The organism is Bryocella sp. (assembly GCF_058498515.1).
In genome coordinates this window covers 511,208-534,751 of the sequence record NZ_JBMHYI010000047.1, presented here as the reverse complement: position 1 = coordinate 534,751, position 23,544 = coordinate 511,208, and the positions used below count along the sequence as shown (strand labels likewise).

Below are 23,544 nucleotides of genomic sequence, written 5' to 3'. Positions count from 1 at the left end.
ATCCCGGCGGCGGCGTAACGCTCGTCACAACCGCTGCCCGGCAAGCGACCTACAATCGTTGCATGGAATTCCCGGCAACTCGACTGCGCCGCCTGCGCTCTTCCGCCGCGATGCGCAACCTGGTTCGCGAGACATCGCTTGAACCCAATGACCTGATCTACCCGCTCTTCGTCTGCGAGGGCGAGGGCGTCCGCAAGCCCGTCAGCTCCATGCCGGGCGTCTTCAATGTCTCCGTCGACGAGGCAGTGAAGGAGATGGAGGAGTGCGCTGGGCTTGGCATCGGCGGCGTGCTGCTCTTTGGCCTGCCGGAGAGCAAGGACGACGTTGGATCTGGAGCTTACGCGGCGGACGGCATCGTGCAGAAGGCCCTGCGCGCGATGAAGGCGTCACCCGCCTCGAAGAAGCTCGTCCTCATCGGCGATGTCTGCCTGTGCGAGTACACCTCGCATGGCCACTGCGGCATCGTGACAAAGGGACAGGACGATTTCGTCGTCGAGAATGATTCCACGCTGGAGCTGCTCGCGATGACGGCCGTCGCACAAGCCCAGTCCGGCGCCGATATCGTAGCCCCCAGCGACATGATGGATGGCCGCGTCGCCGCCATCCGCGCGGCACTGGACACGGCCGGTTACTCCGGCATGCCCGTGATGAGCTATGCCGCCAAGTTTGCCAGCGCGTTCTACGGGCCGTTCCGCGAGGCCGCAGATTCCGCCCCGCAGTTCGGCGACCGCCGCACGTATCAGATGGATGGAGCCAACCTCCGCGAAGCCATGCGTGAGATCGGGCAGGACATCTCCGAAGGCGCAGACATGCTGCTGATGAAGCCGGCGATGCCGTACCTCGACGTCATCCGCGAGGCCCGCAACCGTTTCGACCTGCCGATGGGCGCCTACCAGGTCTCCGGTGAGTACGCCATGATGCAGGCCGCCTTCGAACGCGGCTGGCTGGAGCGCGAGCGCACCATGCTCGAGAGCCTGCTGTGCCTGCGGCGCGGCGGAGCGGACTTCATCGTGACGTACTTTGCAAAGGATGCTGCCAAGCTGCTGTGATCGAAACGAAGCGTTCGCCGGTTCGCGTCGGCTATCCCCTCGCAAACTGCGAGAAGGCCTGGCGGCGGCACCGCATCGTCACGCGGTGGTGCTGGGGCCTGTTCCTGGGATGGCTTCCCTATGGTGTTCTGGTGGGTTTTCCTTCCGAGAGGGTCATCGCACGTTGGCACCTGCCGGGTTGGCTAGCCTTCATCCCGTTTGTGGCCTATATGCTTGCCTTCTTGGTGGTCGGGAATGTGCAGGCACGTTTCCGGTGTCCGCGTTGCGGCAGCCGGTTCTACGCGTTTGGTCCATTCGGGCTCGGCCATAACGGTTTCGCGCGAAAGTGCTCCAACTGCCAGCTGCGCAAGTGGAATTGCCCTGCTACAGCTACCCTGCAGGACGCCGATCCCCGCGACATCGTCATCCGACCACGACACTAGAACTCGTCCAGCTCGCGAAAGATCGCCTCAATCGAAATCTCGATCGGCGTTCCGTTGACGCGCAGCATTCCGTCCGCCGGCTCCTTCAAGCCATCGGCGGACTCCTCATACGCCACCCGCCGCCACGGATCGATTACCCACGCTGTCTTGGCTCCCACGCTCATGTAGTCAGCCACGCGCTCGCGAATCTCGCTCAGCCTGTCTTCACGAGAGAGAATCTCGACGCAGAGGAGCGGTGCGAAGGCGACGATGTCGTCCTTGGAGTCAGTGTTGCGCAGCACCATCACGTCAGGGATGCGGAAGCGCGTGGGTGTGATCTGAAACCGCTGTTCTGTGAGCGGTCGGATACCCCACGCCTTGCGATTGTTCTGGAAGATACCGGCAAGAATGCTCTGCAGATGCGCGTGCGGCTGCTCTCCCACGTTCCGCTCCTTCAGTTCGCCGTCTACGTAGTCACGGTCGGGCCGATAGGTAGTCCGAAGGTACTCGCTCACCGAGATATGGGTCGCAGCGGCCATGGGCGCACCTCGTGGAAGAGATATTACGCCGGGACGAACGTCCAGACCAGCCTCTTGACGCCTCCATGCGTCAGTAGTAGCTTACCGTTAGTTATGGCTTACCAAGAGATCCAGCTCGATGCCCTTGGCGATGCCACGCGGCGTGGGATTGTGGAGCGGCTGCTGCGCGAGCCGAGTTCGGTTGGCGAGCTGGCGGAGCACTTCCCGGTCAGCCGGCCGGCGATCTCGCAGCACCTCAAGGTGCTGAAGGACGCGCGGCTGGTTGCGGTCGAGGCGCAGGGCACGCGCCGTGTCTACCGCATCGATTCGCGGGGATTTGAGGAGCTGCGCCGCTACTTCGAGCGGTTCTGGACGGGTGCACTGACGTCTTTCAAAACGAAGGTTGAAGAACGGGCCGCGAAAGAGAGTGCCAAGGAGAAAGCCCATGCCGCACGCAAGCGTTCCTGAGATCGCGCCTGTTGCCGTCAGCATTCTCGTCGATGCCGATCCTGCGCTGGCCTTTGAGGTCTTTACCGCGGAGCTCGACGCGTGGTGGCCGCGCACGCATCACATTGGGCAATCGCCCATGACGCGTTCCACCATGGAGTCCGGCATTGGCGGACGCTGCTACAGCGAACATGAGGACGGCAGCAGCGTGCAGTGGGGAAAGGTACTGGTGTGGGATCCGCCACATCGCTTCGTGATGGCGTGGCAGGTCTCGCCACAGTAGCAGTTTGAGGCTGATACAGCGCGCTGCAGCGAGGTTGAGGTGACGTTTACGGCGCAAGCTGATGGCAAGACACTGGTCGCGTTGGAGCATCGGCACTTTGAACGTCACGGCGAGGGAGCAGCGACCATGCGGGGCCAGGTGGGCGGCGATGGAGGCTGGAGCGGACTGCTGCGGCTCTACAAGGCAAAGGCTGAAATCAAGGAAAGGGGGGCGTAATGAGATCGATTGTTTTCTTCCGCATGGCTGCTGGCGTGTTGCTGATCTTCGCAGCGCTGCACACCGTAGGATTTCTGGGATTCGTGCCTCCGACGGTGCAAGGGATCGCTGTGCGCGATGCCATGGATAGCGTGCACTTCACACTCAAGGGCGCGACTTACAGCTATGGAAATTTCTATCGGGGCTTCGGGCTGTTCGTTACTGCGGCACTGGTGTTTGAAGCCTTTGTTGCCTGGACGCTCGGTACGATGGTGCGCAATGCTGCCCGACATGCGGTCTCCATCGGATCGGCGCTTGCTTCGGTCCAGATTGCGGGAGCGATCATTGCCTGGCGCTACTTCGGCGTTCCCCAGGTGTCCTTCTGCCTGCTGCTTGTCCTGCTGCTGAGCATTGCAACGTTGCTTGCACGACGCGAAGCTGCGGGCTCCTGAGTTAGCGCAGCGACTCCAGCAACAGCCGCTTCCATCCCGGCACATCGAGCTTCCATACGATCTTCGCTGGCCGCCCATGCTCGTGCGCCTCACGCCAGCGCGGCGCATTACGTTCATCGCGGGTCACGTTCAAGCGGTCGACAACCGTCATGCCACGCGTCAGGTTGCTCTCGCACTCGATCTCGACATCATGCACGCTTGCCTCGAGCGCCAGCGTGGGATCGAGAAGAATCGCCATGGCAATGGGATCTGGCAGCGAGATGCCGTGCTCGCCCGTTTGTTCGAGGTAGGCCTCGCGTGCACGGCTGTTGCATGCAATCGCAAACCGAGCCAGCGGAGTATCCAGTGCCAGTACCTGCTCGATATCGTGCGCGTTCAACGCCGCGTTATGCCGTGAGAGTTGCCATCCCACCAACTCGATGGGCATACCGGAGTGCATCACGATGCGAGCGGCCTCGGGATCGACCCAGATGTTAAATTCCGCCGCAGGTGTCACGTTGCCCTCGCAGCACGGGGCGCCACCCATCACGACGCAGCGGCTGATGTTATTCGCGATGTTCGGGTCGCGCAGCAACGCCGTTGCCAGGTTGGTCAGCGGTCCCAACGTGATGATCTCGAGTCCTGGATTGGCCAGAGCTGCGGACGAGATCGCATGTACGGCGTGTCCAGGCTCTGCGGTGCGCCGCATCGGCTGGAAGCCAAGGTCGCCCAGGCCATCTTCGCCATGGAACCAGGTCGCAGACTCCAGGTCGCGCTTCAGAGGGCCATCGCATCCCGCAAACACAGGCACGTCTGAGCCACACAGCTCCGCGGTATAGAGCGCGTTGCTCACCGCCTGCTCCACGGGCACGTTGCCGGCAACTACGGTGATGGCCGCGACTTCAATCTGCGGCGAGCGCAACGCCATGATCAACGCGACGGCATCGTCCGAGGCGGTATCCGTGTCGATCAGAACAGTCCGTGCCATCGTGTGGGACCTCTAGGTACAAGCTACGCGAGGATCACACTCACCATCGTGTCTTCGGACACAACGTTTCATGCCACCGTAACCGCTTCGCCGCGGAACATCGCCGCCTCGGCCTTCCTGCGCCGAACCAGCCCCGGCTGCTGGACACCACCGGCGTATGTCCAGAGCCCGAATTGCACTGCTGCTCCCTCGAAGTCGCTGCGGTTCACCTTCTGCAGCAGGGTCGACTTCAGAAGGCTTCCGCGCCCCGCGTTGAATGCAAAGTCTACGAGCGCGTCGAACTGATGCTGGGCTAGCGGCGCTTCCACCGCACGATTCACGCACGCCACGCATGGGGCGACATCCGCCCGCAGCAGCGCCTCCGCGACGAACTCCGTAATGGTCTGCCCTTCATGCACGTCTGCGCCGGTATGGCCGTAGCCGATGGTCCAGATCCCCGCAACATCGTGGTATGCCGTCAACCGCAACCCCTCGAAGCTCTTGGTCAGCTCCAGTCCCGCCGCACCATATCCAAAATTGTTCGTCATTCCCCCTCTTCCCTCCCGTCGCTCCGGCCACGCGCCAGGCCCGGAAACTCTTCTGTGCGAGCCGTTGCATCGTGAGCCGGTACTCGCACATCGAATAGCGTTGGCACCCCTGGCGTCGTAAACTTGGGCTGTCATCAGCGAACCCCGCGCGACCGCGCGGACAGCGCGATTTCCCGCGAAACGGAGCACTCCCTTGGCAGAAACTTTGTTTGATGTGGCAATAGTGGGCGGTGGCCCGGCCGGTTATACCTGCGCGATCCGCGCCGGACAGCTCGGCCTGAAGGTCGCCCTCATCGAGAAAACCAACGTGCTCGGCGGAACCTGCCTGCACGTGGGCTGTATCCCGACCAAGGCGATGCTCTTCTCCGCCGAGATCTGGGACCACATCGGCCACGCCGCCGGCTATGGCATCGACAACGTTGCCGCGCCCAAGCTGAACTGGACCAACGTCCTCAAGCGCAAGAACGACATCATCGTGAAGCACACCAAGGGCCTCGACTTCCTGATGAAGAAAAACAAGGTCACGGTGGTGCGCGGCTATGGCCGCATCGACGGCCCGGCGAAGGACGGCATCCTCACCGTCAACGTGACCGCTGCTGACGGCAAGGTCGAGCCCCTGAAGACCAAAAAGGTCGTGCTGGCAACCGGCTCGGACGCGCGCATGCTCCCCGGCTACCAGGCCGACGAGACGATCCTCACCAACATCGAGATCCTCTCGCTGCCCACCTTCCCGAAGTCACTCGTTGTTATCGGGTCGGGCGCTGTCGGCGTGGAGTTTGCTTCGATCTTCCGCAGCTTCGGCGCGGAGGTCACGATCGTCGAGGCGCTGCCGCGCATGGTTCCCGTCGAGGATGAAGACGTCTCGAAGGAACTCACCCGCTCCTTCAAGAAGCGCGGCATCGACGTTCACACCGGGGCCAAGGTCGAGAAGATCGAGAAGACCAAAACCGGCGCCAAGGTCAGCTTTACCGACTCCACCGGTAAGGCCGTCGTGAAGGAGACCGAGAAGGTCCTCGTCGCCGTAGGCCGCGGTCCGCGCACGCAGGATGTCGGCATCGACAAGACCAGCATCCAGCTCGATCGCGGCTTCGTCCCCGTCAACCAGTGGATGGAGACCACCGAGCCCGGCGTCTACGCCATCGGCGACATCGTCGCCGGCCTGCCGCAGCTCGCGCACGTCGGCGCGATGGAAGGCGTCGTCGTCGCCTCCAAAATTGCAGGCAAGTACGCCCGCCCCGTCCGCAAGGACCGGATCCCGGGCTGCACCTATACCGATCCGCAGATCGGCAGCGTGGGCCTAACCGAAGCGCAAGCCAAGGAGAAGGGGTACCAGGTCAAGGTCGGCAAGTTCCCGTTCGTCGGCAACTCCAAGGCGACCATTCTGGACTCGCATGACGGCTTCGTAAAGGTCGTCTCCGACGCGAAGTACGGCGAAGTCCTGGGCGTGCACATCATTGGCCCGAATGCCACCGAGCTTATCGCCGAGTGCGTCGTCGCGCTCGAACTCGAGGCCACCGTGGAAGAGCTGATGTTCACCATCCACGCCCACCCGACGCTCGCGGAGAGCCTGCTCGACGCGTACTCCTCAGTCGAGGGTATGGCGATCAACGCGTAAACGATTTTGGAGGGCACCATGCAAAACGAGTTCACCGCTGTGATCGAACGTGACGGCGATTGGTTCGTCGCGTGGTGCCCAGAGATCCCCGAAGCCAATGGCCAGGGCAAAACGATAGAAGAGTGCCGGGAAAGCCTCTCTCAGGCCATCGCACTGATCCTCGATGACCGTCGCGAGGACGCCCTTCGGGGTGTCCCGGCGACAGCAGTCCGAGAACTCATCAAAGTTGCATGAAGCGCGAGGACCTGCTGCGTCATCTACGTCTTCATGGGTGCTACCTGAAGCGCGAAGGCGGAGCACACTCGTTGTGGGTGAATACAGCTAACGGCGCCATGCAGGCTGTCCCGCGCCACAATGAGATCGCCGAACTGATGCCTGGCGTCGCTAGAAGATAGCCCCAGATCGTCTGGAGGTACTTATGTCTGGAATCGAATCCCGCCCGCCGTTTCCACCGTTCACTCACGAGACCGCCGTAGAGAAAGTTCGCAAGGCTGAAGACGGCTGGAACAGCCGCAACCCCGCGCAGGTCGCGCTCGCCTATACGCCTGACAGCCGCTGGCGCAATCGCTCCGAGTTCCTCACCGGCCGCGACGCGATCATTGCCTTCCTCACCCGCAAGTGGGAACGCGAGCACGAGTATCGCCTCATCAAGGAGCTCTGGGCCTTCACCGGCAGCCGCATCGCCGTCCGCTTCGCCTACGAGTGGCACAATGAGGAAGGGCAGTGGTTTCGCGCCTACGGCAATGAGAACTGGGAGTTCGAAGCCAACGGTCTGATGGCCGCCCGCCACGCCAGCATCAACGATGTCGCCATCACCGAAGCCCAGCGTCTCTTCCACTGGCCCCAGGGACGCCGTCCCGACGATCACCCCGGCCTCTCTGACCTCGGCCTGTAGCGCGCCCCACGAATCCATGATCCTGCACCTGCTCCAACTCGGCCGCGTTCCCTACGACGAGGGCCTGCGCGTCATGCACGAGGTCGTTGAGGCCCGCAAAGCCGGCGCCGTTGGCGACACCCTGCTGCTCATGGAGCATCCGCCCGTGCTCACCCTGGGCCGCAACGCGACGCGCGCCAACATCCTTGCCTCCGATGAGCTCCTGGCCCAGCGCGGCGTCGCCCTCCACGAGACCAACCGCGGCGGCGAAGTCACGTACCACGGCCCCGGTCAGCTCGTCGGCTACCCCATCTTCGATCTCCATGGAGATCTTCCCGGCAAACGAGGCCCCTTCCTTGGTCCTGTCGACTTTGTCCGGCTCATGGAAGAGGCTCTGATCTTTACCTGCAAGGACTTCGGCGTCCCCACGCAACGGATCTGCGGCCGCACCGGCGTCTGGACCTATGCCGGCGGTTCCGTGCTGGAGAAGAAGGTGGCCGCCATCGGCATCCATGTCTCCCGCGGCATCACGTCACACGGTTTCGCGCTCAATGTGACCACCGATCTGCGCGACTTCCAGCTCATCATCCCCTGTGGCATCGCCGACCGCGACGTCACGTCCATCGAAGACGAGACCCCGCTTCCCGAGCCACCCACCTTCCAGCGCGCCGCCGACTCAGCCGCCGCCAACTTCGGCCGCGTCTTCCAGCGCCAGGTGCTAGCCTCAGACTCCCTGGAAGAGCTACTTTCCGCACACCAAGTCCGCTAAACGAACCGTCCCGACGGTCCGACATACCCCCGCCGTATAATCAGCAGTTGCAACCTGGGCCGCTGCACGCACCGCGCGGCCCACCCCCTCGACACCCCACTCGGAGACCTTTTCCCGATGCCGATCGACGTAGTCATGCCCCAGATGGGCGAATCCATCACTGAAGGCACCCTCACCCGCTGGCTCAAGAAGCCCGGCGACACCGTCGCTCGCGACGAACCGCTCTTCGAGATCTCCACCGACAAGGTCGATGCCGAGATCCCTTCGCCCGCAGCCGGCGTACTCGGCGAGATCAAGGTGCAGGAAGGCGCCACCGTCACGGTGAACACTGTCGTCGCCAGCATCAATGAGTCCGGCGGCGCCTCTGCGGCTCCCGCCGACCTCAAGATCGACACCGTCACTCCCGCGGCTGAGGCCGTCGCTGCCCGCGACATCGAGGCGACGAAGGAAGCCATGGCGCCCGCTGCTGCCGGTCCCGGCACCGACGTCCCAATGCCCCAGATGGGTGAGTCCATCACCGAGGGCACGCTCACGAAGTGGCTGAAGAAGGTCGGCGACACCGTCGCTCGCGACGAACCCATCTTCGAAATCTCCACGGACAAGGTCGACGCCGAGATCCCTTCGCCTGCCGCCGGTGTCCTCACCGAGATCAAGGTGCAGGAAGGCCAGACCGTCTCGGTGGGCAGCATCGTCGCCGTCATCGGCGGCGGAGCGTCTTCTCCTGTGCCGGCTCCCGCGCCTGTCGCAACTGCTCCGGCAGCGACTCCTACACCCGCTGCAACCCCGGCTCCAGCAGCTTCCGCCGGCACAGCACCGCGCTCCTCGCCGCTCGTCCGCAAGATCGCCGAAGAGAACAAGGTCGACCTCTCCGCTGTCCCCGGCACCGGCACTTCCGGGCGTATCACCAAGGAAGACATCCTCGGTCACCTCTCCGGCGCCAAGCCCGCAGTGGCTCCCGCTCCTGCCGCTGCAGCTCCGGCTCCTGCCGCGAAACCCGCGACTCCCGCAGCCCCGTCTTCAGCGCCGCAGCCCGGCGAGCTCGTACCCATGTCCAAGATGCGCGCCATCATCGCCAAGCGCATGGTGGAGTCCAAGGCGACCAGCGCGCACGTCCACACCGTCTTCAAGGTGGACATGACCCGCATCGTGAAGCTGCGCGAGAAGGAAAAGAACAAGTACGAGCAGCGCAACGGCGTGAAGCTCACGTACATGCCCTTCATCACCCGCGCCGCCGTGCAGGCCCTCCGCAAGCACCCGATCGTCAACGCGGCCACCCAGGGCGACGCGATCCTCTACAACAAGAACATCAACATCGGCATCGCCGTCGCGCTGGAGTGGGGCCTCATCGTTCCCGTCATCAAGCAGACCGAGGAGAAGAACTTTCTTGGCATCGCGCGCTCCATCGTCGACCTCGCCGATCGCGCCCGCTCCAAGAAGCTCGCTCCCGATGATGTTGCCGGTGGCACCTTCACGCTGACCAACTCCGGCATCTTCGGCGAGCAGTTCGGAACCCCCATCATCGCTCAGCCGCAGTCCGCTATCCTCGGCATCGGCGGCCTCAACAAGGAGCCGATGGTCCTCACCGACAAGGAAGGCAACGAGTCGATCGCGATCCGCTCGATCCAGCGCTTTACCCTCGGCTTCGATCACCGCATCATCGACGGTTCCGACGCTGGCAAGTTCATGACCGACTTCAAGAGCTATCTCGAGAACTGGTCCGAAGACATCGGCTAGCAAGTTAGCTCCCACGAGCGTAAACAACACAAAGGGGATGAGCATCTGCTCATCCCCTTTCTTTCGTTCCATCATCGGGAGCACAGCGGGAGACACTGCATTTCGTAACTCAGCACTCGTTACCGCTTGTCCGCAAACCAGGTCACGACAACATGCGCCACGGTGAGCAGTACTCCCATTGCTCCGGCTAGCCCTTTCAACCTCTGCACACTTCGTTCGTGCGATGCCACGCGTTTCTCGATCTCATGCAGCCTTCCTGGCTGCCCAATTCCCAGCAGCTGATTCATCTGTGACTTCAGAGCACTCAACTCCCGTAACACCTGCCCCTCGAACTCCGACATCCTCTACTCCTATCCACCCTAACGGCGAAGCCGCTGCCTACACCGGCCAGTTCACGATCACGGCACTGGAGAACCGCGAGTACACCGGCGGCGTGCTCGCGTCGTACATCCGCACGTAGTACCGTTCGACCTGCGCCGCACGCGGAATCGTGAAGCCTGCCACCGGACTCCGCAGGACAAGGTCCGCCACATCGGTGCCCACACCGAACTGCCAGTCAGCTCTTCGAACCTCGAAGCCTCCACCCGCTGGTGGCATTACTCCCGCGTTCACGCCAATCGCCGTCGACGACAAACTCGTTACGGCCAGGTGCTGCAGGTTCGCAAGCACCTGGCCGGGCCCCGTAGCCGCCATTGGCGGCAGGTATGCGTCGGGCGCAATCGCTTCGCTTAACTTCAGCCCCAGCCCATCCGCATACTCCGTCGCCCAGTCGTTGGCGAACTTCATCGCATAGCGCAGCACTTCCGGCACGCTCTGCCCATCTCTGATCTCCACGCTTCGCACCAGCAGCGACGTTGTTACTCCCGAGCTCGTCACCGCCAGTACATCGCCCGGCCACACATCGCTCGTCGGGTTTACGGCCTTGTACTCGCCCGACACCGCACAAGATCTCGTCGTCGCAAATGCCAGCACAGCTTCTGCCGCGCTCTCGCAATCAACACTGCTTCTAGCGGGCGGGTCCAGCACCTTGCCCATCCACCGGCTCGTCCCCGCCGCGCCACCAACCGCCTCCGCCGCTACACTTGCCGCGTTCTGCAGCCTCGCCACAGCTCGTCCACGTGTGCGGTAGGACGCGGTCACGCGCTCGCCCGCTACTGGAACGCGTCCGGCAAAGAACGTCAGTTTTGCCGCGGTACCCGTCGACGTCCCATACGTCGCCTCGCAATCACATCCCTGCCCCGCAATCCCGATCAACCGTGTCTGCACCACGCCACTTGGCAGCGTGCTCACCACCCACATGCTTCCGGGCCTCGTGACAAGTACCGAGCCTACGCTCACAAACAGGTTCGTCGAGTTCGCCACCACGAACGTGCAGAGCGCCGGAGTAGACGCCACCGGCGCACTCACCGCGGCGGAGTCATACAACACCGTAGCCGGCGTGTTCGAAGCCGCGCCCTCATCCACCAGCTCGAACACCACATCCATCGGAGCGGCAATTCCGCTCGCGCTGCCAAAGCTCTCCACCACGCCATTCACCATCGCGTAGTAGACCTGCGGGACCCTGTGCTGTTCCACGCAATGCAATCGCATGCGCAAGGTGTACTCATGGCCCGCGACCGGCGTGAACACTGTGCCCATCTCTACGCCACCCACCACCGGGACCAGTACCGTCACGCCACTCGCCTGCCGCACACGGAAGCCGGCAAAGCAGTTCGCCAGCGTCGTCATACCCTGGTACATACCGCCGAGCATGCCATCGGACGTCGCACCGAAACTCACGCCCCCCATCTGCACCACGACGCTGCCACCCATCTCGATCGCATCGACAGCCGTGACCGTCGTCTGCCCATCGAAGCCGTTGCCACCACTCAGCACCAACCCGCCGGCGCCCAGAGTCACATGGCTCCCAGGATCTACCTTCGTCCACACTGCGGGGTTCAGCAATGCTTCGTTGAAGCTATCCAGCACGAGCGTCCGCGTCGTCTCGCGGAACGCTTCCTCGCTCAAGGTGAACACCGTCGTCGTTCCATCGCCCTCGAAGATCTCCTGCGCATACACCACAGGCTCCTCAGCGCCCGAGATCGTCACATCATTGGCTAGATCGCGCACCACACTCGTCGCCAACTCACTTACCGAGAGCGAGCCATCCGCATCGCTGAAGCTGTGAGTCACCGCACCAGCTGTCTGCACCGACGCCGTTCCGCTCACCACACGGTACGCCGCATATCCCGCGCCGGCGCTCAGGCCTGCATTCTCGCTCCAGGTCGCAGCAGGCCGAGCCACCACCGCACCGGTCTGAGCCAACGATCCACCAGTCGCCACGCTCACCACCGAGGGCCCTCCTGCCTGCGCGCGTGCCGTGAGCAACTGCAGCAGTGAGCCGCCGGTCAGCCACAGTCCCGTCAACGATCCGGCAACTGTCCCCGACCCCAACCGATCCAGCAGCCACTCATCGCTCCCCGCCGTCACTCGAGCCCGGTACACCGCGCCCTGCGACGCCTCTCCCGCATAGGTACTCACCGGTTCCGTCGCGCAATAACCCGTGAACAAAACCACCGCTGCATCGCTTGTCACTACCACCCGCGCATGCCGCACCGGCGTCGCCAGGCCACCCAGCCCCAGCACAATCTCCCACGTGCATCGCGACGGCACATTCAGCCCACGCTGAATCGTGATCGGCCCCTCCGCCGCCACGCTTCCCGTGTAGTCCACAGCACCCAGCCCATCGAGATTGTCGATCGTAATCCGCACACACCCTCCCAGAACGCCGTTCCCGGCGCTCATTGCTGGCAAGCTCATCCCTCGACAGACTGCAGGCGATGCACTCATCCATCGCTAACGGCGGAGCCGCCAACGCGAAGCGCTAACCTTGCGGAGCGAGACTGACGCGAAGCGCTGCTACCCCGCCACATAACTCCGGAAGCAAACCACGGTCTCGCCATCCACTGGATCCTTCACCGGCAACGCCCGAAACGAAGCCGCCAGCCGCACTGCCTCGAAGCCCCCCGCAGCCTTGTCGAAGCTCTCCGCGATCCCACTCATCGCCTGCAGCCGCGGATAGTGCCATAGGACCCGAGCGCCCTGCTGGCCCTCCGCGACAAACACCCCCGACCACTCCTGAAAGAAACTCGATCCCTCGCGGTCGCAGAACCCCACCACGCCGCTCACCTTCATCCCGCTCGTCGGAGCCCCTGCGATCAGCGGACTCTCGAGCGTCACCGCGCCCGTCGTCGTATTGATCGCCGCAATGCGCTCCACGTTCAATGTCACCCTGCGGATGTAGTCCACATCCGTCAGTGCCGTTCGCACATATGCTCCGCTCACACCGCTGCCCAGGTAACCCACCTGTCCCGCGTAGTCCACATCGACAGCCACGAGGTCGCCGGCACTGAACCCGCTCCCCGCTCCTCCCAGCTGCAGCACAGTCGCGGTCGATCCGGTACCGATTGGTACCGCACTCACCGCTGTGCCGCCAGTGCCCTCCGGCGTCGCTCCGCTAGCTGCCTTCAATACATTCATCTGCTGCGTTCCGCATGCCAGCGCCAGCTGCAACTTGCCCCAGCTCTCGAACGCGCATTCCACCGTCGCGCCAATCTCTGCACGAACCTGTACCTGCGCGGACAGTGGGGCCCCCGCCAGCACCGGCTCAACCTTCGTCGCACTCTTTCGCGCGAACCCACGAATCCATCCCAGGTCCAACCAAGGGGCAGGCGGTGCTCCAAGGGCAAACCCGCCTTCCTGCGCCGGATCAAAGACCGTCGGCTGCATTGCCCCTCGGTTCACCGGCGCAAAGTACGCACGCACCCGCTCCACCACGGGAGCCATCGTCTCCGTCGCCACGCTCACAGCTCACCCACTTCCTGGTAGCTCATCACGATCAAGCTCGCAATTCGGCCAACACGATCCTTCTTCACCGCTACCTTGCCAAAGCTCAGCGCGCCCCACCACACATTCGTGCCCATCACGGTCGCGCTCCCGCCCCGCTCCAGCCCTGCGTAATTCATCTTTGCCGCGTTGTGTGGACACGCATTCACTGCCGCCAGCAACTCTCCATCCATCGCCGACAGCATTCGCCCGCGATCCATTCCCGCATTCAGCCCCGTACCTGCGGTCTCGTACTCGATCGCACATTCCATCGCAACCGCCGGCATCGCCCCCTCGCAATCCACGGACACCGCTCCCCACTCCACTCGAAAGCAATCCGGCAGCGAAAACGCACTCACCATCTCGTTCTCCAGCACCTCCACGCCCGGTCGCGTCACCCCGCGCAACACCACCGTCCGCTCGGGATTGATCGCTGCCAATCGTCCGCGCAGCACCTCATAAAACGTATCCTTCGCGTTCTGCACATCCACTCCGATCTGTCCTTGTCATCCTGAGGTGCGCCGCAACGAAGGATCCGCTTCTATCGTCCCGGGCCGGACAACTCGAGACTCACAGCACATCACTCGCAACTGGATCGACCGTCCTCCACGGCTAACTTGGCCGCCACACCATCACTCCATAGCAGTATGGCTTCCCCTCCGCCTGCATCGTCCTCACCGAGGTGATCGCCCACACCACGTCGTCCACCACGATTCCCAGCGCGCCCTGCAGCAACACGTCCACAGAGTCGTACGCCAGCGTGCCTGCCACCCGCAGCATCGCCTCCGCGCTCACCAGCATCTCCGACGTCGCCGCATCCGCTTTACGAAACACCACTGGTGACAAAACCTCATCCTGAAACTCCGGTGTCGTCAGCCCCAGCTGCTCCGCATCAGCCCCGCTCACCGCCGGAGCCGGCATACGCAAGAGCACGCTGCGCCCCCCGGCAGTGCGCAACAGGGCCTCGGCTACCCGCTCAGCTCCCGTACCAATCGACGACGCCATCGTTACCCCACCCTCTCGGCAACAAAGGGCCGCAGCATCGACTGCACCTGCGCATCCAACAGCGAGTCGCTGAAGTATTCCGTCTGCAACGTGTCCATCTTGGCCGACTTCACATTCAGCCCCGGCGTTGCCTGCGCATTTCGCACGATCTGCGCGCACGCCGCCTTCACCGTATCCGGCGTCGTCGTGAGCCCGGCAGTGTAGGTCACTTCGGCTTCGCCGTAGCGCAGCCCCATCACGTTCCACGCAAACTGAAACTCCCCCGTCGGCAGGCTCACATCCAGCGTTGTCGGGTCCACCGTCACCCACGTCCCCGGCAAGCCGAACGCGCTCGCGAAGACCCCCAGCAGCGGTTCATGAAACTCCGTTTCCACGGCATACTTCGCTTGCACTGCATCCACGCTGATCAAAGGACCATAGCTCAGCCGCACCTTTTGCGACCGCACCGGCACACGCATCCGCTCCGTATAGCTCGCACTCATCAACGAAGGCCGTCGGCAAAAACCCTCCATCATCGCCGACGCCATCGTTACCCACGCGTCGGCCGTGTCTTCCGGCAATCCATACAACGGATAGTCCGCAGGCAACAGATATCCCATCGGCTCCTCACTCTCTTTCTCTGCACGTCACTGGGTGCCCAGCTCCGAGTGCCGCGACCCGGGCCAGCCATCACATGCTGTTAACGGCGAAGCCGCCAACGCGAAGCGCTAACGCCTTTCGCTGGCGGCTTCGCCGCTGCTCCTATCGATCCACCAGCACCTGGTAATGTGCGTAGCTCGCACCCTTCACCACCGGTGCGCCGAACTTCACCGCCACATACTGGCTTGCGAGCGACCCTGGCAGCCCCAGCTGGAAGATCCGCGGATTCGCGTCGCCCAGCCAGTGATACTCGATCAGGTCCTCCGTCACGATGTACGCCGGCAATACCGCCGACCCCGAGCCCGGAGTGCCCGTGTAGCCCAGCGTCCATTCCGGAATCAGCGGAATGTCACCCGCCTGCGTCGACAGTGTCTTCACCGTAAGACCACCCTCGATCGGCTTCGTGTTCAGCACCACGTTGAACTCGGCCTTCATCTCCCGGTCGATCAAATCCAGCAGCACCGGGTTCGCATAGATCGCTGTCGGCCGCACACCGAAGTTCGTGTTCGCCAGCATCAAGGCAATGGTCGACTTCAGGCCATCCACGATGCTCTGCGAAGTCGTGATCGTCGCCGAGTTGCCGCCAGCCGCAATCTGCGCTGCCACACCGTAGTACTGCGGTGTCGTCGGCGAGCTCAGGCTCGTATCCGTGCCACTCCACAGTGCCAGGTCATGCGTGCGCAGCAGCCCATCGACGGTGTCAGTCAGGTCCTTCGCCTGTAGATAGGCGAACTGGCTCTGTTGCTTTCCCAGCTCGATATCGAACAGGTTGTAATTGATCTGCGCCACCAGCGCCTTCAACGGGACACTGTTCTCGATCCGTGTCGGCTGAACCGTCGGCGCCGCAATCGACCGCGGATTCACAAACGCCGAAGACGCCGCCGCAATTGGGATCGCAGTCTCCTCGAAGTAACGCGAGGGATGACCCGTCGCCGGAACCTGCTTGATGCGCTGCCCAAACACACCGCGACGCCGCACCAGATCCGTAATCTCCGACTGGTATAGCGGCACCTCAATCGCACCCGGCCCGATATAGTCTGCCGCTGCGTTGATCTCCGTAAACTTCACGTTCATTCCCATCTCCTGTGTCTCTTCCTGTCGCGCACAAGCGCTCAAGACAAAGGGCGCAGCCGAAGCCGCGCCCGTTCGTCGTTATCGTTCCTCGGTGTCTGGATCCGCTTATCCGCGAAGCGGCTGACATGATGCGCTAACCGAGCGCGGCTCGGCTAACGGCGAAACCGCTGTCTCTAAACCAACCCCGCGCGCATCAACTCCGACTTCACCGCAATGCGCTGCTCGATGCTCAGCCCAACCAGCGCGGCATCCAGCACCGCCGCCTCCACGCGGTCGAGTTCGACACCGCGCTTCGCCAGCATGTTCACCGTGCCTGAGGACACCGTCTTCCTTCCCGCCGATGCTGTCAGTTGCGAGATCTTCGCTTCCGCCTCTTCCAGCCTGCGCATCAGCTCCGTCTCCCGCGCCGACTCCACCGTCGCCACGATCCGGCTCACGGTGCCCTCGGCAGAGGCCGCCAGCTCCACCTGCTGCTGCATCATCCGCTCGGCTGCCCGCTCCAGCGACCGCGCCACCTCTGCCAGCTTCTCCATCATCTCGACCACGCCCACCTCATTCATTCCATCCGGCTTCATCGCACCCCATCCCTTCACTGTCCTCGTCACACGTTCGTTCCGTGGGCGTCGTATTTCCCCATATGCACACCCCGGCAGGCTCTCAAGAGGGCATTACGCCACGAGTGCCTCGGCCTTGGGCTGTCCGCCACCCCGACCCACCCGGAACGACGTTCCCCGATACGCGGCCTTCTCACGCAACAGGATCGCCGCTCCCGTAAACGTGGCCTGCGTGAGCTTCCACACCGGAGCCCGCATATCTTCTACGTGAGCATCCGCCAGCTCATAACTCATCCCCATCGCCGCATCCGTCGGCAGTCCCCCGGCCTCCACACGCGCTTTGTCCCGGCATCGCGCCCCCCCGCTAAACTCCGGAAAGTCCCTCGCAAACAGATATCCGCTCACCAGAAGCTTTTTGCCTTCCCCGCGGGATTCCAGGTGCGCCGCCGTGATGATCCCGCACTTCTGCCGTGCGTTGTGCCCATCCCAACCCGCCTTGTAGTCCACCGCCATCCCCAGCAGACTCGGCAACGCCTCCTGCGCTGCACCGCGCGACAGGATCACGCGATGTCCGCGAGCTCCATTCGGTGCCCGGTCGCTCGCCTCGTCCACCAGCGTCAGGCAGCCCTCGAATGGCAGCCGATTCGGATGGCCCGCTACCTCTGGAAAATCCACCGCCATCGCCTGCATCGAGAGCGCTCGCACACTACGCCCCTCCCGCACACATCGCCGCAACCGGCTCACATCTTCCACACCCACCTCCTTAAACTCGTATCTGGCTGATCCATGCCAAGCCCGCTTAGCTGGCAGAGTTCCCCATCGCTGACAGCCCACGCATCGCCCGGACCTCATCCACATCGAGCACGCCGTTCTTCAGCAGCTCCATCTGTACCTGCAGCTCCGTGAGAGGATCTTTTCCATCCAGGTCGTTCCAGCAGAACCGCAGGTCCTCCCACCCAAGCCTCTTCGCGATCACATCCCGGGTCAGGTGCTCGGCGATCAGCCGCGCCACTGGCACCACCGCATTCTGGAATGCCTCGTTCGCCAGCTCCTGTGCCGTCGCGCGATTCACCCCCTGCTCCGCTCCCAGCATCATGGCCGGGAGGTCAAACGCGTTGGCAATCATCCCCACCAGGAACTGCTGCCATCCAATGTGCAGCTCCGCCTCTGTGCCGCCGTTGAACCGCAGCACCTCCGGCTTCTGCTCTGAGCTCAGGAACGGCACCCTGCCACTGCCTTCTACCTCGTCCTGCCACCAGCCGATCAGCCGTTCCTGCTGCTCCGGCGTCCGCTCATTCACCCAGATTGCAAACTGCATCACCGAGTTCGAAGCCAGTCGGCTCGCATACCGGTTCGCGCTCAGGAACTGCGAGATCGTCTCGAACGCGACCTCCAGCTTCCCCAGGCCAAACACCGTGTGGGACCGAGGATTGAGCCGCACGTACATCAGCTCGCTGTCCAGCAAGGGCATCGTTGAGTCCGCGCCCACCTTGCCCGTCACCTGCGCATACCTGGGCTCGTCTGCTGCTCCCGTCCACTTCGCATTCACCTGCACCGACGCCCCATCCACCGGATACAGCAGCACCGGTCTTCGAGGATCGCCCGTGAGCTCCAACTCCGCCGCGCCAAACCCGCCCACCAGCGTATCTTCGATCACCTGCTCGATGAGTGTGCGAAAACTGTCTCCCTCGTTCGGCGCCTCCAGCGAGCGCACCAGCGAAGCAATGCGTTCCGCACGATCGCCCGTCTCGTCCCCGCCCACACCCGGCTTCGCCTCAACACGCCAGTCCATGCAGGCAATACGGTCCTTGATCGCATTGATCGCCCGCCGCGCCACCGGCGTCTCCGCAAACCTCCGCAGGTTGACCGCCGTCGGTCGCGGAGGCATGTTCTGCACTCCATTCCCCCGGAACGGCGCAAAGATCGAGTTCAGCCCCAGCGGCGTCGACGTCGTCTTGCGCTCCCCCGCCGCAGCCTCCACGCCCGCCACCCAGTCCCACGCCTGCTTCACCACCATCCCCAACCCCATCACCCCTCCAAACTCCTGCGAACCGTCGCGGCCAAAGAAAAGGGCGCGATAGCTCGCGCCCTTGCTTCGTCCTTCACCGTTCTGTCTATCACTCAAGCCCCGACACGATCCTTGCGGCCCCAACCCAGCCCCTAACGGCGCAGCCGCTAACGCAAAGCGCTATCTTGCGCAGCAGGCTGACGCGAAGCGCTTCCTCTAGACCCTCATCTCCCGCCGCGCTGTCTCTGCGATCCTGCTCAGGTCCCCCACGGTCATCACCCGAATCGCCTCCCGCTCCATCGCCCGAACCCCAAACCGGTACTGCTCTTCATCGCCTGCACTCGTAATCGGTTCCACGATCGCAGTCAGCTCCAGTTCCGCCGCATCCACCCGCCGTACACCCTCGCGCAGCGTACTCGCCGAATACGCCAGGCTCTTCGCCGCCTCTACGTCCGCGTCCAGAGACACCGCCTGGAACATCTTCACCACGCCGTTGCGATAGCCACAGTCCAGCTTCAATGGGTCCCCAGCCTGCGTATACTCCGCCGCCCGAATCCTCTTCCGCATCAACCGCCAAACCCCTGCGCGCTCGAACTGCTCCCGCATCTGCCCCACGATGGCCACTCGCCCCGACGTCCTCCTTGCCCGTTCCACGACCTTCAGCGGCTCCACGTACAGCCGCATCAGCGCGTCCATCTCCGCCGACAGATTCTCAGCCAGCGCCCCACGCATCTCGCTCATCTGCACACTGTTCGAAAGCGAATCCTCGAGCACCGTCAGCACTGGCTTCACCGCCCCCACATCGCCCCCATGCAGCCGCTCCGCTATCTCCGACTCCAACGACTCCAGCAGATCGATATCCGCGTGTGCATCCATGCAGCGGACGCGGCTCCAATCGCGCGTGAACCGCACGTCCGCCTCCGCGCCTTCGGCCCGAAGCACAACGCCGATATTGGTGAACTCGCCCTTCGCCACATCCGGCACATACCGAATCAGGGCAAACTCACACCGCAGTCGCTCCGCCACAATCGCCTCCCTTGCCGCTCACACCATTTCCTTATGCAATCGCTCCGCCAAACCATCGCAACTACAACCACTTCGTGTGATATTGCCACCGCGTCGGTTGCATCATGAGATACTGCGCGACCCTCGGACGCGACGCTCGATTGGGGCTGCTTCCGTGCGGCAAGGAGTGATGCCAGATCACCAGATCTCCTGCATTCGCCGCAATCGCTTTCGCTCCGGGTTCACGGAGGATAGCCGTCCGAGGATCTGCACCCTCGGGCAACGACGCCAGCCAGTCTTCCAGCCTTCGATGAAACCCGGGATGGCACGTGAAGGCGCCCTGCTCCTCTGCCGTGTCGGCAAGATACAGGATGCCCTGCACCCCGAAGTAGTGCGGAGGAGCCAGCGTGGTATCCCAATGCATGTGTGGCCCAGGAAATGGCCATCCCGGACGCTCCGGGGGATTCAGTCCCGCCTGGTCGACCGTCACCCAGAGATCCTCACGCCCCCATAGCTGCGCAAACGCCTTGGTAATCCGCCGCGAGCGGCGATTGGCCCACATCGCAGGATGCTGGTACAGCGAAACCCATATGCTGTGGCCCTGATTGTTGCGGTACCAACTCTCCGGATTCTCCGGACTCGCGCCCAGGTACTCATACACCGCTCGCTCCGCATGCTTCGCCTGTTCCGGCGAGACCGCGTTGCGCAGGATCACATACCCTTGCTCATCCCAGTGCTGCAGCTCAGCTTCAGTGAGGCCCTCAACACCCTCCAGGCTGCCGACCGCAGATCCGACCTCTTCCCCGGCAAGCGCACGCCGCAGCCGATCCAGCTCGCCTTCGTCCATCGTGCCGTCGTTCTGCGCCATAATCCACGTCTCGAACGCTTCTAAGGAAGGACGCTCCCGACAGAGAAACTGCAATGTCTCGCGGAGCGGAAGATGCAGCCCGCTGAGCAGCGCGAAGTCCAGGTCATCGCTTCGCTCGCGTCTTTCAGACGCCTCGAGTTTTCGCCGCAGGTACTCCTGCAGGTAGTCAATTCCCAGCAGCGTGTTGCTCGTGATCGTAGCCACCAACCCTCCGCCGTCTGCCAAGCTACATCACCACGAATCCCTTCGTCCCGGGATTCGAAGATCGCGAGAGTCCAATCTGGGCTGACGCGATGCCCCAATTGGGAAACGGCTCCCGATCTGACACCCGGAACGCCTCCACCAGCTCCCGCACCCACGAACGCCGTTTCAACAGCATCTCCACCAGGCGCTCGACCTCATGCACGTCTCCGCCGTACCACTCCGGTGGAACGACCTCGGCAATCTCCCAAAGCCGCTCCCCTGGAAACTCCTCAATCGCACTCAACCAGGGTTCAAAGCTCTCCCAGCCACGCACCCTTTCATACACCAGGTTCCGCCCATACACCCCGCGCAACGGCGAGTTCGGAAAGCTCCACTCTCCCGCGTTGAAGCAGTATCCCTGGTCGATAAACACTGCGCGGTACCGCCGCTCCCGAGGCCTGCGCTCGAACACCGCCTGCCGTCCATTGCAGTTGCCCGTCCACTTGTCCACCAACAGCATGCCCGCAAACTCGCCCAGGTTCCGCACCTCGGCCATCTGCGACTCCGGCAGGTAGTCCACAACCTGCCCCGGCATCAACCCGCCAACAAACCGACTTCCGAATTGCAGCCCCGCCACACAAGGCTCCCACGCGCCCCGGGCCCCCTGCACCATCAACTGCGGACTCTTCTCCACCAGCCACGGACTCACCTCGACCACCTCGGTCTTCGGCACCGTCAGACCCACCGCCTCCGCGATCCGAGTCGCCAGTAACTCATTCGCCAGCACCCGCACATGCTGCGGATTGTTCCGGAACTTCACCACCCACAGCAGACCGTCGTCGCACAGCATCAGCTGACTCTGCGCTCCGCCCCGCATCCGCTGCACCGCTTGCACCGCAGTGACCGCCAAGCTTCACCCTCATCTTCTCTACATGGGCCTACTGGCGATTACTCTACCCCATCCCCGCGATTCGATCGCCTCGCTACCGGCACGATGGCTAACGCGAAGCACTCAGAACTTCCTCTCGCACCGCTTGCGCGATCCCCATCGCCATCACCAGGTCATCGTGCGATCCCGCTGTGGCACTCATCCGGCCATCGCGCCCCGCGACAAACGTCCTGCACTCTTCCAGCAGCCTCCGGCTCAGGAATCGCCCCGGAGCCTGCTCCAGCAGCACCCGCAGCCGGGCAATCATCTCCGGCCGCGTCGCCGAGCTCGTCAACCATCCCCGCTCGCCACCGCTTTCGTACAAGCGCGCGTATCGCTCCCTCGTCTCGAGATACGCCAGCACCGCGCTGCCGTGGTTGTTGCGCTCCACCGCCACCATCGCCCCGCCATACTCTCGTGCCAGCTCAGCTGACACGCTTGCCGTCTCTGCCGGTCCCAGCCTCTCCCGAAGCTCCGCACACTGCAGCCCCGTCCGAACCTCGATCACCTGCACCGCGGCGAAATCTCCATCCGCTCCGCCGCCCGCGCTATCCACCGCCACGATGTACTCTTTCGCGGCACGTGCAGCCAGCCATACCCACAGCGCCCCGTTCCGCCTTCGTTCCGCCGGCTCGCCCAGCTCCTCCAGCCGCCGCTCCAAAGCTTCCGCGTCGAAGCAGCACGCTCCGCTCGCCCGGAAGCAGCTCACCGCATCCTCCGCAAACTCCTGCGATCGCAACGCTCCGAAGCTCTTCTGCAGCCCCCGCCGGAACCCGATCTGAGCCTCGCTCAGCCCAGAGCGCTTGACGAGCTCGATCTCCGTCTCTCCCATCGAGGCCTGCGAAACCTCAGGCCCGACGTATCGCTCCTCCAGCCACCACGGAAAGAAGTGCCGCACTAGCGCCTCTGGTTCTCCAGCCTCATCGGTCCCCGCTCTCCACTCGTCGTAGAACGCCCCGTAAGCTCCATTCGGTGTGCTCTCCAGTACCATCTCGCCGTCCGGAACCAGCGCCGCTTTCAACCCTGCCAGCGTCTCCGCACCATCCCCTGGCCACCGGCTCACCTCGCTGCAATGAAGGTTCTGCAGGCTCACGCCGCGGCCCACACTCGCATCGCTTGCGCTGCCTACGCACATCTCGCTGTCGAGCTCCGGAAACACCATCCTGCCCACACTGGCCCGGCTCCTGCGCAACACTCCCTCACGCAGGTCTTCCGGCAGACCTTCCCACATGCGGTGTACTGTGCGGAACATTCCCTCCGCCGCACTTCGACTCTGCGCTACCAGCATCGACATCGTGCCAGGATGCGTAATCGTCCTCAGAAAGAATCTTCCCGACACCCATGTCGTCATGCCCATCTGCCGGGCCTTCAGAACAATGTTCCTGCGTCCGCACCGCTCTTCGAACCTTCGCTGCGCTTCGTTTGCCCGTAACCGGGCCAGGGCCCCTGATCGCCCGCGAACAACAAGCCAATGCCCCGCCACTCGGATGAGCTCTCCCGGCCTTTCAAGCCGGCGGCCGAGCTCAACCAGAGCCGCGATCTCACTTTCCCTCCCCACACACTCACCCCAACCCCGCCCGACTGC

Annotated in this window: 28 protein-coding genes; 11 read left to right on the top strand and 17 right to left on the bottom strand. The window is 63.4% G+C overall.

Features of this window, described 5'->3' with window-relative positions; translation table 11 throughout:
- Window positions 1-62 precede the first annotated feature (62 nt).
- A complete protein-coding gene (gene hemB, locus AC5E6W_RS15630; RefSeq protein ID WP_491753247.1) occupies window positions 63-1,049 on the top strand; it encodes a porphobilinogen synthase in 987 nt (328 codons plus the stop codon).
- A complete protein-coding gene (locus tag AC5E6W_RS15625; protein WP_491753246.1) occupies window positions 1,046-1,471 on the top strand; it encodes a hypothetical protein in 426 nt (141 codons plus the stop codon). Before hemB ends, AC5E6W_RS15625 begins: the two co-directional genes overlap by 4 nt.
- Here AC5E6W_RS15625 and AC5E6W_RS15620 read toward each other — a convergent pair.
- Window positions 1,468-1,989 carry a Uma2 family endonuclease gene (locus AC5E6W_RS15620; RefSeq protein WP_491753245.1) on the bottom strand — a complete coding sequence of 174 codons (522 nt, stop codon included), beginning with the start codon at window positions 1,987-1,989 and terminating at the stop codon, window positions 1,468-1,470. The genes AC5E6W_RS15625 and AC5E6W_RS15620 overlap by 4 nt on opposite strands.
- Before the next feature lie 93 nt (window positions 1,990-2,082).
- Here AC5E6W_RS15620 and AC5E6W_RS15615 point away from each other — a divergent pair, with 93 nt between their 5' ends.
- Genes AC5E6W_RS15615 through AC5E6W_RS15600 form a run of 4 tightly spaced genes read left to right on the top strand, consistent with a single transcriptional unit; the run spans window position 2,083 to window position 3,345 of the window.
- Window positions 2,083-2,436, top strand: coding sequence for an ArsR/SmtB family transcription factor (locus AC5E6W_RS15615; RefSeq protein ID WP_491753244.1), 354 nt, complete (start codon window positions 2,083-2,085; stop codon window positions 2,434-2,436).
- Window positions 2,414-2,698, top strand: a complete 285-nt coding sequence (locus AC5E6W_RS15610) for an SRPBCC family protein (RefSeq protein ID WP_491753243.1) — start codon at window positions 2,414-2,416, stop codon at window positions 2,696-2,698. Before AC5E6W_RS15615 ends, AC5E6W_RS15610 begins: the two co-directional genes overlap by 23 nt.
- A gap of 39 nt (window positions 2,699-2,737) precedes the next feature.
- Window positions 2,738-2,914, top strand: a complete 177-nt coding sequence (locus tag AC5E6W_RS15605; RefSeq protein ID WP_491753242.1) for a hypothetical protein — start codon at window positions 2,738-2,740, stop codon at window positions 2,912-2,914.
- Window positions 2,914-3,345: an LIC_13387 family protein gene (locus tag AC5E6W_RS15600; RefSeq protein WP_491753241.1), complete on the top strand. Its 432-nt coding sequence runs from the start codon at window positions 2,914-2,916 to the stop codon at window positions 3,343-3,345. Before AC5E6W_RS15605 ends, AC5E6W_RS15600 begins: the two co-directional genes overlap by 1 nt.
- Before the next feature lies 1 nt (window position 3,346).
- On the opposite strand, the gene AC5E6W_RS15595 is transcribed toward AC5E6W_RS15600, so the two are convergent.
- Window positions 3,347-4,312: a nucleoside hydrolase gene (locus tag AC5E6W_RS15595; protein WP_491753240.1), complete on the bottom strand. Its 966-nt coding sequence runs from the start codon at window positions 4,310-4,312 to the stop codon at window positions 3,347-3,349.
- A 68-nt stretch (window positions 4,313-4,380) separates the two neighbouring features.
- Window positions 4,381-4,839: a lysozyme gene (locus AC5E6W_RS15590; protein ID WP_491753239.1), complete on the bottom strand. Its 459-nt coding sequence runs from the start codon at window positions 4,837-4,839 to the stop codon at window positions 4,381-4,383.
- Between the two features lie 193 nt (window positions 4,840-5,032).
- Here AC5E6W_RS15590 and lpdA point away from each other — a divergent pair, with 193 nt between their 5' ends.
- The 5 genes from lpdA to sucB all read left to right on the top strand — a co-directional run bounded on the left by lpdA (window position 5,033) and on the right by sucB (window position 9,831).
- Entirely contained in the window at window positions 5,033-6,454 is a 1,422-nt protein-coding gene (gene lpdA / locus AC5E6W_RS15585; RefSeq protein ID WP_491753238.1) for a dihydrolipoyl dehydrogenase, read from the top strand.
- An 18-nt stretch (window positions 6,455-6,472) separates the two neighbouring features.
- A complete protein-coding gene (locus tag AC5E6W_RS15580; protein WP_491753237.1) occupies window positions 6,473-6,688 on the top strand; it encodes a type II toxin-antitoxin system HicB family antitoxin in 216 nt (71 codons plus the stop codon).
- Between the two features lie 184 nt (window positions 6,689-6,872).
- Entirely contained in the window at window positions 6,873-7,349 is a 477-nt protein-coding gene (locus AC5E6W_RS15575; protein WP_491753236.1) for a nuclear transport factor 2 family protein, read from the top strand.
- A gap of 16 nt (window positions 7,350-7,365) precedes the next feature.
- Window positions 7,366-8,097, top strand: a complete 732-nt coding sequence (gene lipB / locus AC5E6W_RS15570; protein ID WP_491753235.1) for a lipoyl(octanoyl) transferase LipB — start codon at window positions 7,366-7,368, stop codon at window positions 8,095-8,097.
- A 117-nt stretch (window positions 8,098-8,214) separates the two neighbouring features.
- The gene (sucB, locus tag AC5E6W_RS15565) at window positions 8,215-9,831 is read left to right on the top strand and encodes a 2-oxoglutarate dehydrogenase, E2 component, dihydrolipoamide succinyltransferase (protein WP_491753234.1); all 1,617 of its coding nucleotides are present in this window, start codon (window positions 8,215-8,217) and stop codon (window positions 9,829-9,831) included.
- 119 nt (window positions 9,832-9,950) lie between these two features.
- On the opposite strand, the gene AC5E6W_RS15560 is transcribed toward sucB, so the two are convergent.
- From AC5E6W_RS15560 to AC5E6W_RS15495, 14 genes are all read right to left on the bottom strand, one after another.
- Entirely contained in the window at window positions 9,951-10,172 is a 222-nt protein-coding gene (locus AC5E6W_RS15560) for a hypothetical protein (protein WP_491753233.1), read from the bottom strand.
- 37 nt (window positions 10,173-10,209) lie between these two features.
- Entirely contained in the window at window positions 10,210-12,615 is a 2,406-nt protein-coding gene (locus tag AC5E6W_RS15555; RefSeq protein WP_491753232.1) for a hypothetical protein, read from the bottom strand.
- Between the two features lie 114 nt (window positions 12,616-12,729).
- Window positions 12,730-13,677: a hypothetical protein gene (locus tag AC5E6W_RS15550; RefSeq protein WP_491753231.1), complete on the bottom strand. Its 948-nt coding sequence runs from the start codon at window positions 13,675-13,677 to the stop codon at window positions 12,730-12,732.
- On the bottom strand, window positions 13,674-14,180 hold the full coding sequence (locus AC5E6W_RS15545) for a hypothetical protein (protein ID WP_491753230.1): 507 nt from the start codon (window positions 14,178-14,180) through the stop codon (window positions 13,674-13,676). The genes AC5E6W_RS15550 and AC5E6W_RS15545 overlap by 4 nt, the downstream gene beginning before the upstream one ends.
- A gap of 127 nt (window positions 14,181-14,307) precedes the next feature.
- A complete protein-coding gene (locus tag AC5E6W_RS15540) occupies window positions 14,308-14,700 on the bottom strand; it encodes a hypothetical protein (RefSeq protein ID WP_491753229.1) in 393 nt (130 codons plus the stop codon).
- Window positions 14,701-14,702: 2 nt separating this feature from the next.
- Window positions 14,703-15,299: a hypothetical protein gene (locus tag AC5E6W_RS15535; RefSeq protein WP_491753228.1), complete on the bottom strand. Its 597-nt coding sequence runs from the start codon at window positions 15,297-15,299 to the stop codon at window positions 14,703-14,705.
- Window positions 15,300-15,441: 142 nt separating this feature from the next.
- A complete protein-coding gene (locus AC5E6W_RS15530) occupies window positions 15,442-16,413 on the bottom strand; it encodes a hypothetical protein (protein ID WP_491753227.1) in 972 nt (323 codons plus the stop codon).
- 173 nt (window positions 16,414-16,586) lie between these two features.
- Window positions 16,587-17,018: a hypothetical protein gene (locus tag AC5E6W_RS15525; protein WP_491753226.1), complete on the bottom strand. Its 432-nt coding sequence runs from the start codon at window positions 17,016-17,018 to the stop codon at window positions 16,587-16,589.
- Window positions 17,019-17,081: 63 nt separating this feature from the next.
- Complete coding sequence (locus AC5E6W_RS15520; protein ID WP_491753225.1) at window positions 17,082-17,672, bottom strand: hypothetical protein; 591 nt, start codon at window positions 17,670-17,672, stop codon at window positions 17,082-17,084.
- 94 nt (window positions 17,673-17,766) lie between these two features.
- Window positions 17,767-19,092, bottom strand: coding sequence for a phage portal protein (locus AC5E6W_RS15515; protein ID WP_491753224.1), 1,326 nt, complete (start codon window positions 19,090-19,092; stop codon window positions 17,767-17,769).
- 99 nt (window positions 19,093-19,191) lie between these two features.
- A complete protein-coding gene (locus tag AC5E6W_RS15510) occupies window positions 19,192-20,001 on the bottom strand; it encodes a DUF3037 domain-containing protein (RefSeq protein WP_491753223.1) in 810 nt (269 codons plus the stop codon).
- Window positions 20,002-20,062: 61 nt separating this feature from the next.
- Complete coding sequence (locus tag AC5E6W_RS15505) at window positions 20,063-21,052, bottom strand: phytanoyl-CoA dioxygenase family protein (protein WP_491753222.1); 990 nt, start codon at window positions 21,050-21,052, stop codon at window positions 20,063-20,065.
- Between the two features lie 22 nt (window positions 21,053-21,074).
- Window positions 21,075-21,941 (bottom strand): HipA family kinase, encoded by an 867-nt coding sequence (locus AC5E6W_RS15500; RefSeq protein WP_491753221.1) that lies wholly within the window; start codon window positions 21,939-21,941, stop codon window positions 21,075-21,077.
- Window positions 21,942-22,029: 88 nt separating this feature from the next.
- Window positions 22,030-23,316: a terminase large subunit gene (locus AC5E6W_RS15495; RefSeq protein WP_491753220.1), complete on the bottom strand. Its 1,287-nt coding sequence runs from the start codon at window positions 23,314-23,316 to the stop codon at window positions 22,030-22,032.
- Between the last annotated feature and the right edge of the window lie 228 nt (window positions 23,317-23,544).

Coding starts and splice junctions, on each gene's coding strand:
- AC5E6W_RS15555 (WP_491753232.1), bottom strand. CDS start 12,615: ATGAGCGCCGGGAACGGCGTTCTGGGAGGGTGTGTGCGGATTACGATC.
- lipB (WP_491753235.1), top strand. CDS start 7,366: ATGATCCTGCACCTGCTCCAACTCGGCCGCGTTCCCTACGACGAGGGC.
- AC5E6W_RS15580 (WP_491753237.1), top strand. CDS start 6,473: ATGCAAAACGAGTTCACCGCTGTGATCGAACGTGACGGCGATTGGTTC.
- hemB (WP_491753247.1), top strand. CDS start 63: ATGGAATTCCCGGCAACTCGACTGCGCCGCCTGCGCTCTTCCGCCGCG.
- sucB (WP_491753234.1), top strand. CDS start 8,215: ATGCCGATCGACGTAGTCATGCCCCAGATGGGCGAATCCATCACTGAA.
- AC5E6W_RS15595 (WP_491753240.1), bottom strand. CDS start 4,312: ATGGCACGGACTGTTCTGATCGACACGGATACCGCCTCGGACGATGCC.
- AC5E6W_RS15530 (WP_491753227.1), bottom strand. CDS start 16,413: ATGAACGTGAAGTTTACGGAGATCAACGCAGCGGCAGACTATATCGGG.
- AC5E6W_RS15610 (WP_491753243.1), top strand. CDS start 2,414: ATGCCGCACGCAAGCGTTCCTGAGATCGCGCCTGTTGCCGTCAGCATT.
- AC5E6W_RS15560 (WP_491753233.1), bottom strand. CDS start 10,172: ATGTCGGAGTTCGAGGGGCAGGTGTTACGGGAGTTGAGTGCTCTGAAG.
- AC5E6W_RS15615 (WP_491753244.1), top strand. CDS start 2,083: ATGGCTTACCAAGAGATCCAGCTCGATGCCCTTGGCGATGCCACGCGG.
- AC5E6W_RS15495 (WP_491753220.1), bottom strand. CDS start 23,316: ATGGGCATGACGACATGGGTGTCGGGAAGATTCTTTCTGAGGACGATT.
- AC5E6W_RS15600 (WP_491753241.1), top strand. CDS start 2,914: ATGAGATCGATTGTTTTCTTCCGCATGGCTGCTGGCGTGTTGCTGATC.
- AC5E6W_RS15535 (WP_491753228.1), bottom strand. CDS start 15,299: ATGGGATATCTGTTGCCTGCGGACTATCCGTTGTATGGATTGCCGGAA.
- AC5E6W_RS15540 (WP_491753229.1), bottom strand. CDS start 14,700: ATGGCGTCGTCGATTGGTACGGGAGCTGAGCGGGTAGCCGAGGCCCTG.
- AC5E6W_RS15575 (WP_491753236.1), top strand. CDS start 6,873: ATGTCTGGAATCGAATCCCGCCCGCCGTTTCCACCGTTCACTCACGAG.
- AC5E6W_RS15590 (WP_491753239.1), bottom strand. CDS start 4,839: ATGACGAACAATTTTGGATATGGTGCGGCGGGACTGGAGCTGACCAAG.
- AC5E6W_RS15620 (WP_491753245.1), bottom strand. CDS start 1,989: ATGGCCGCTGCGACCCATATCTCGGTGAGCGAGTACCTTCGGACTACC.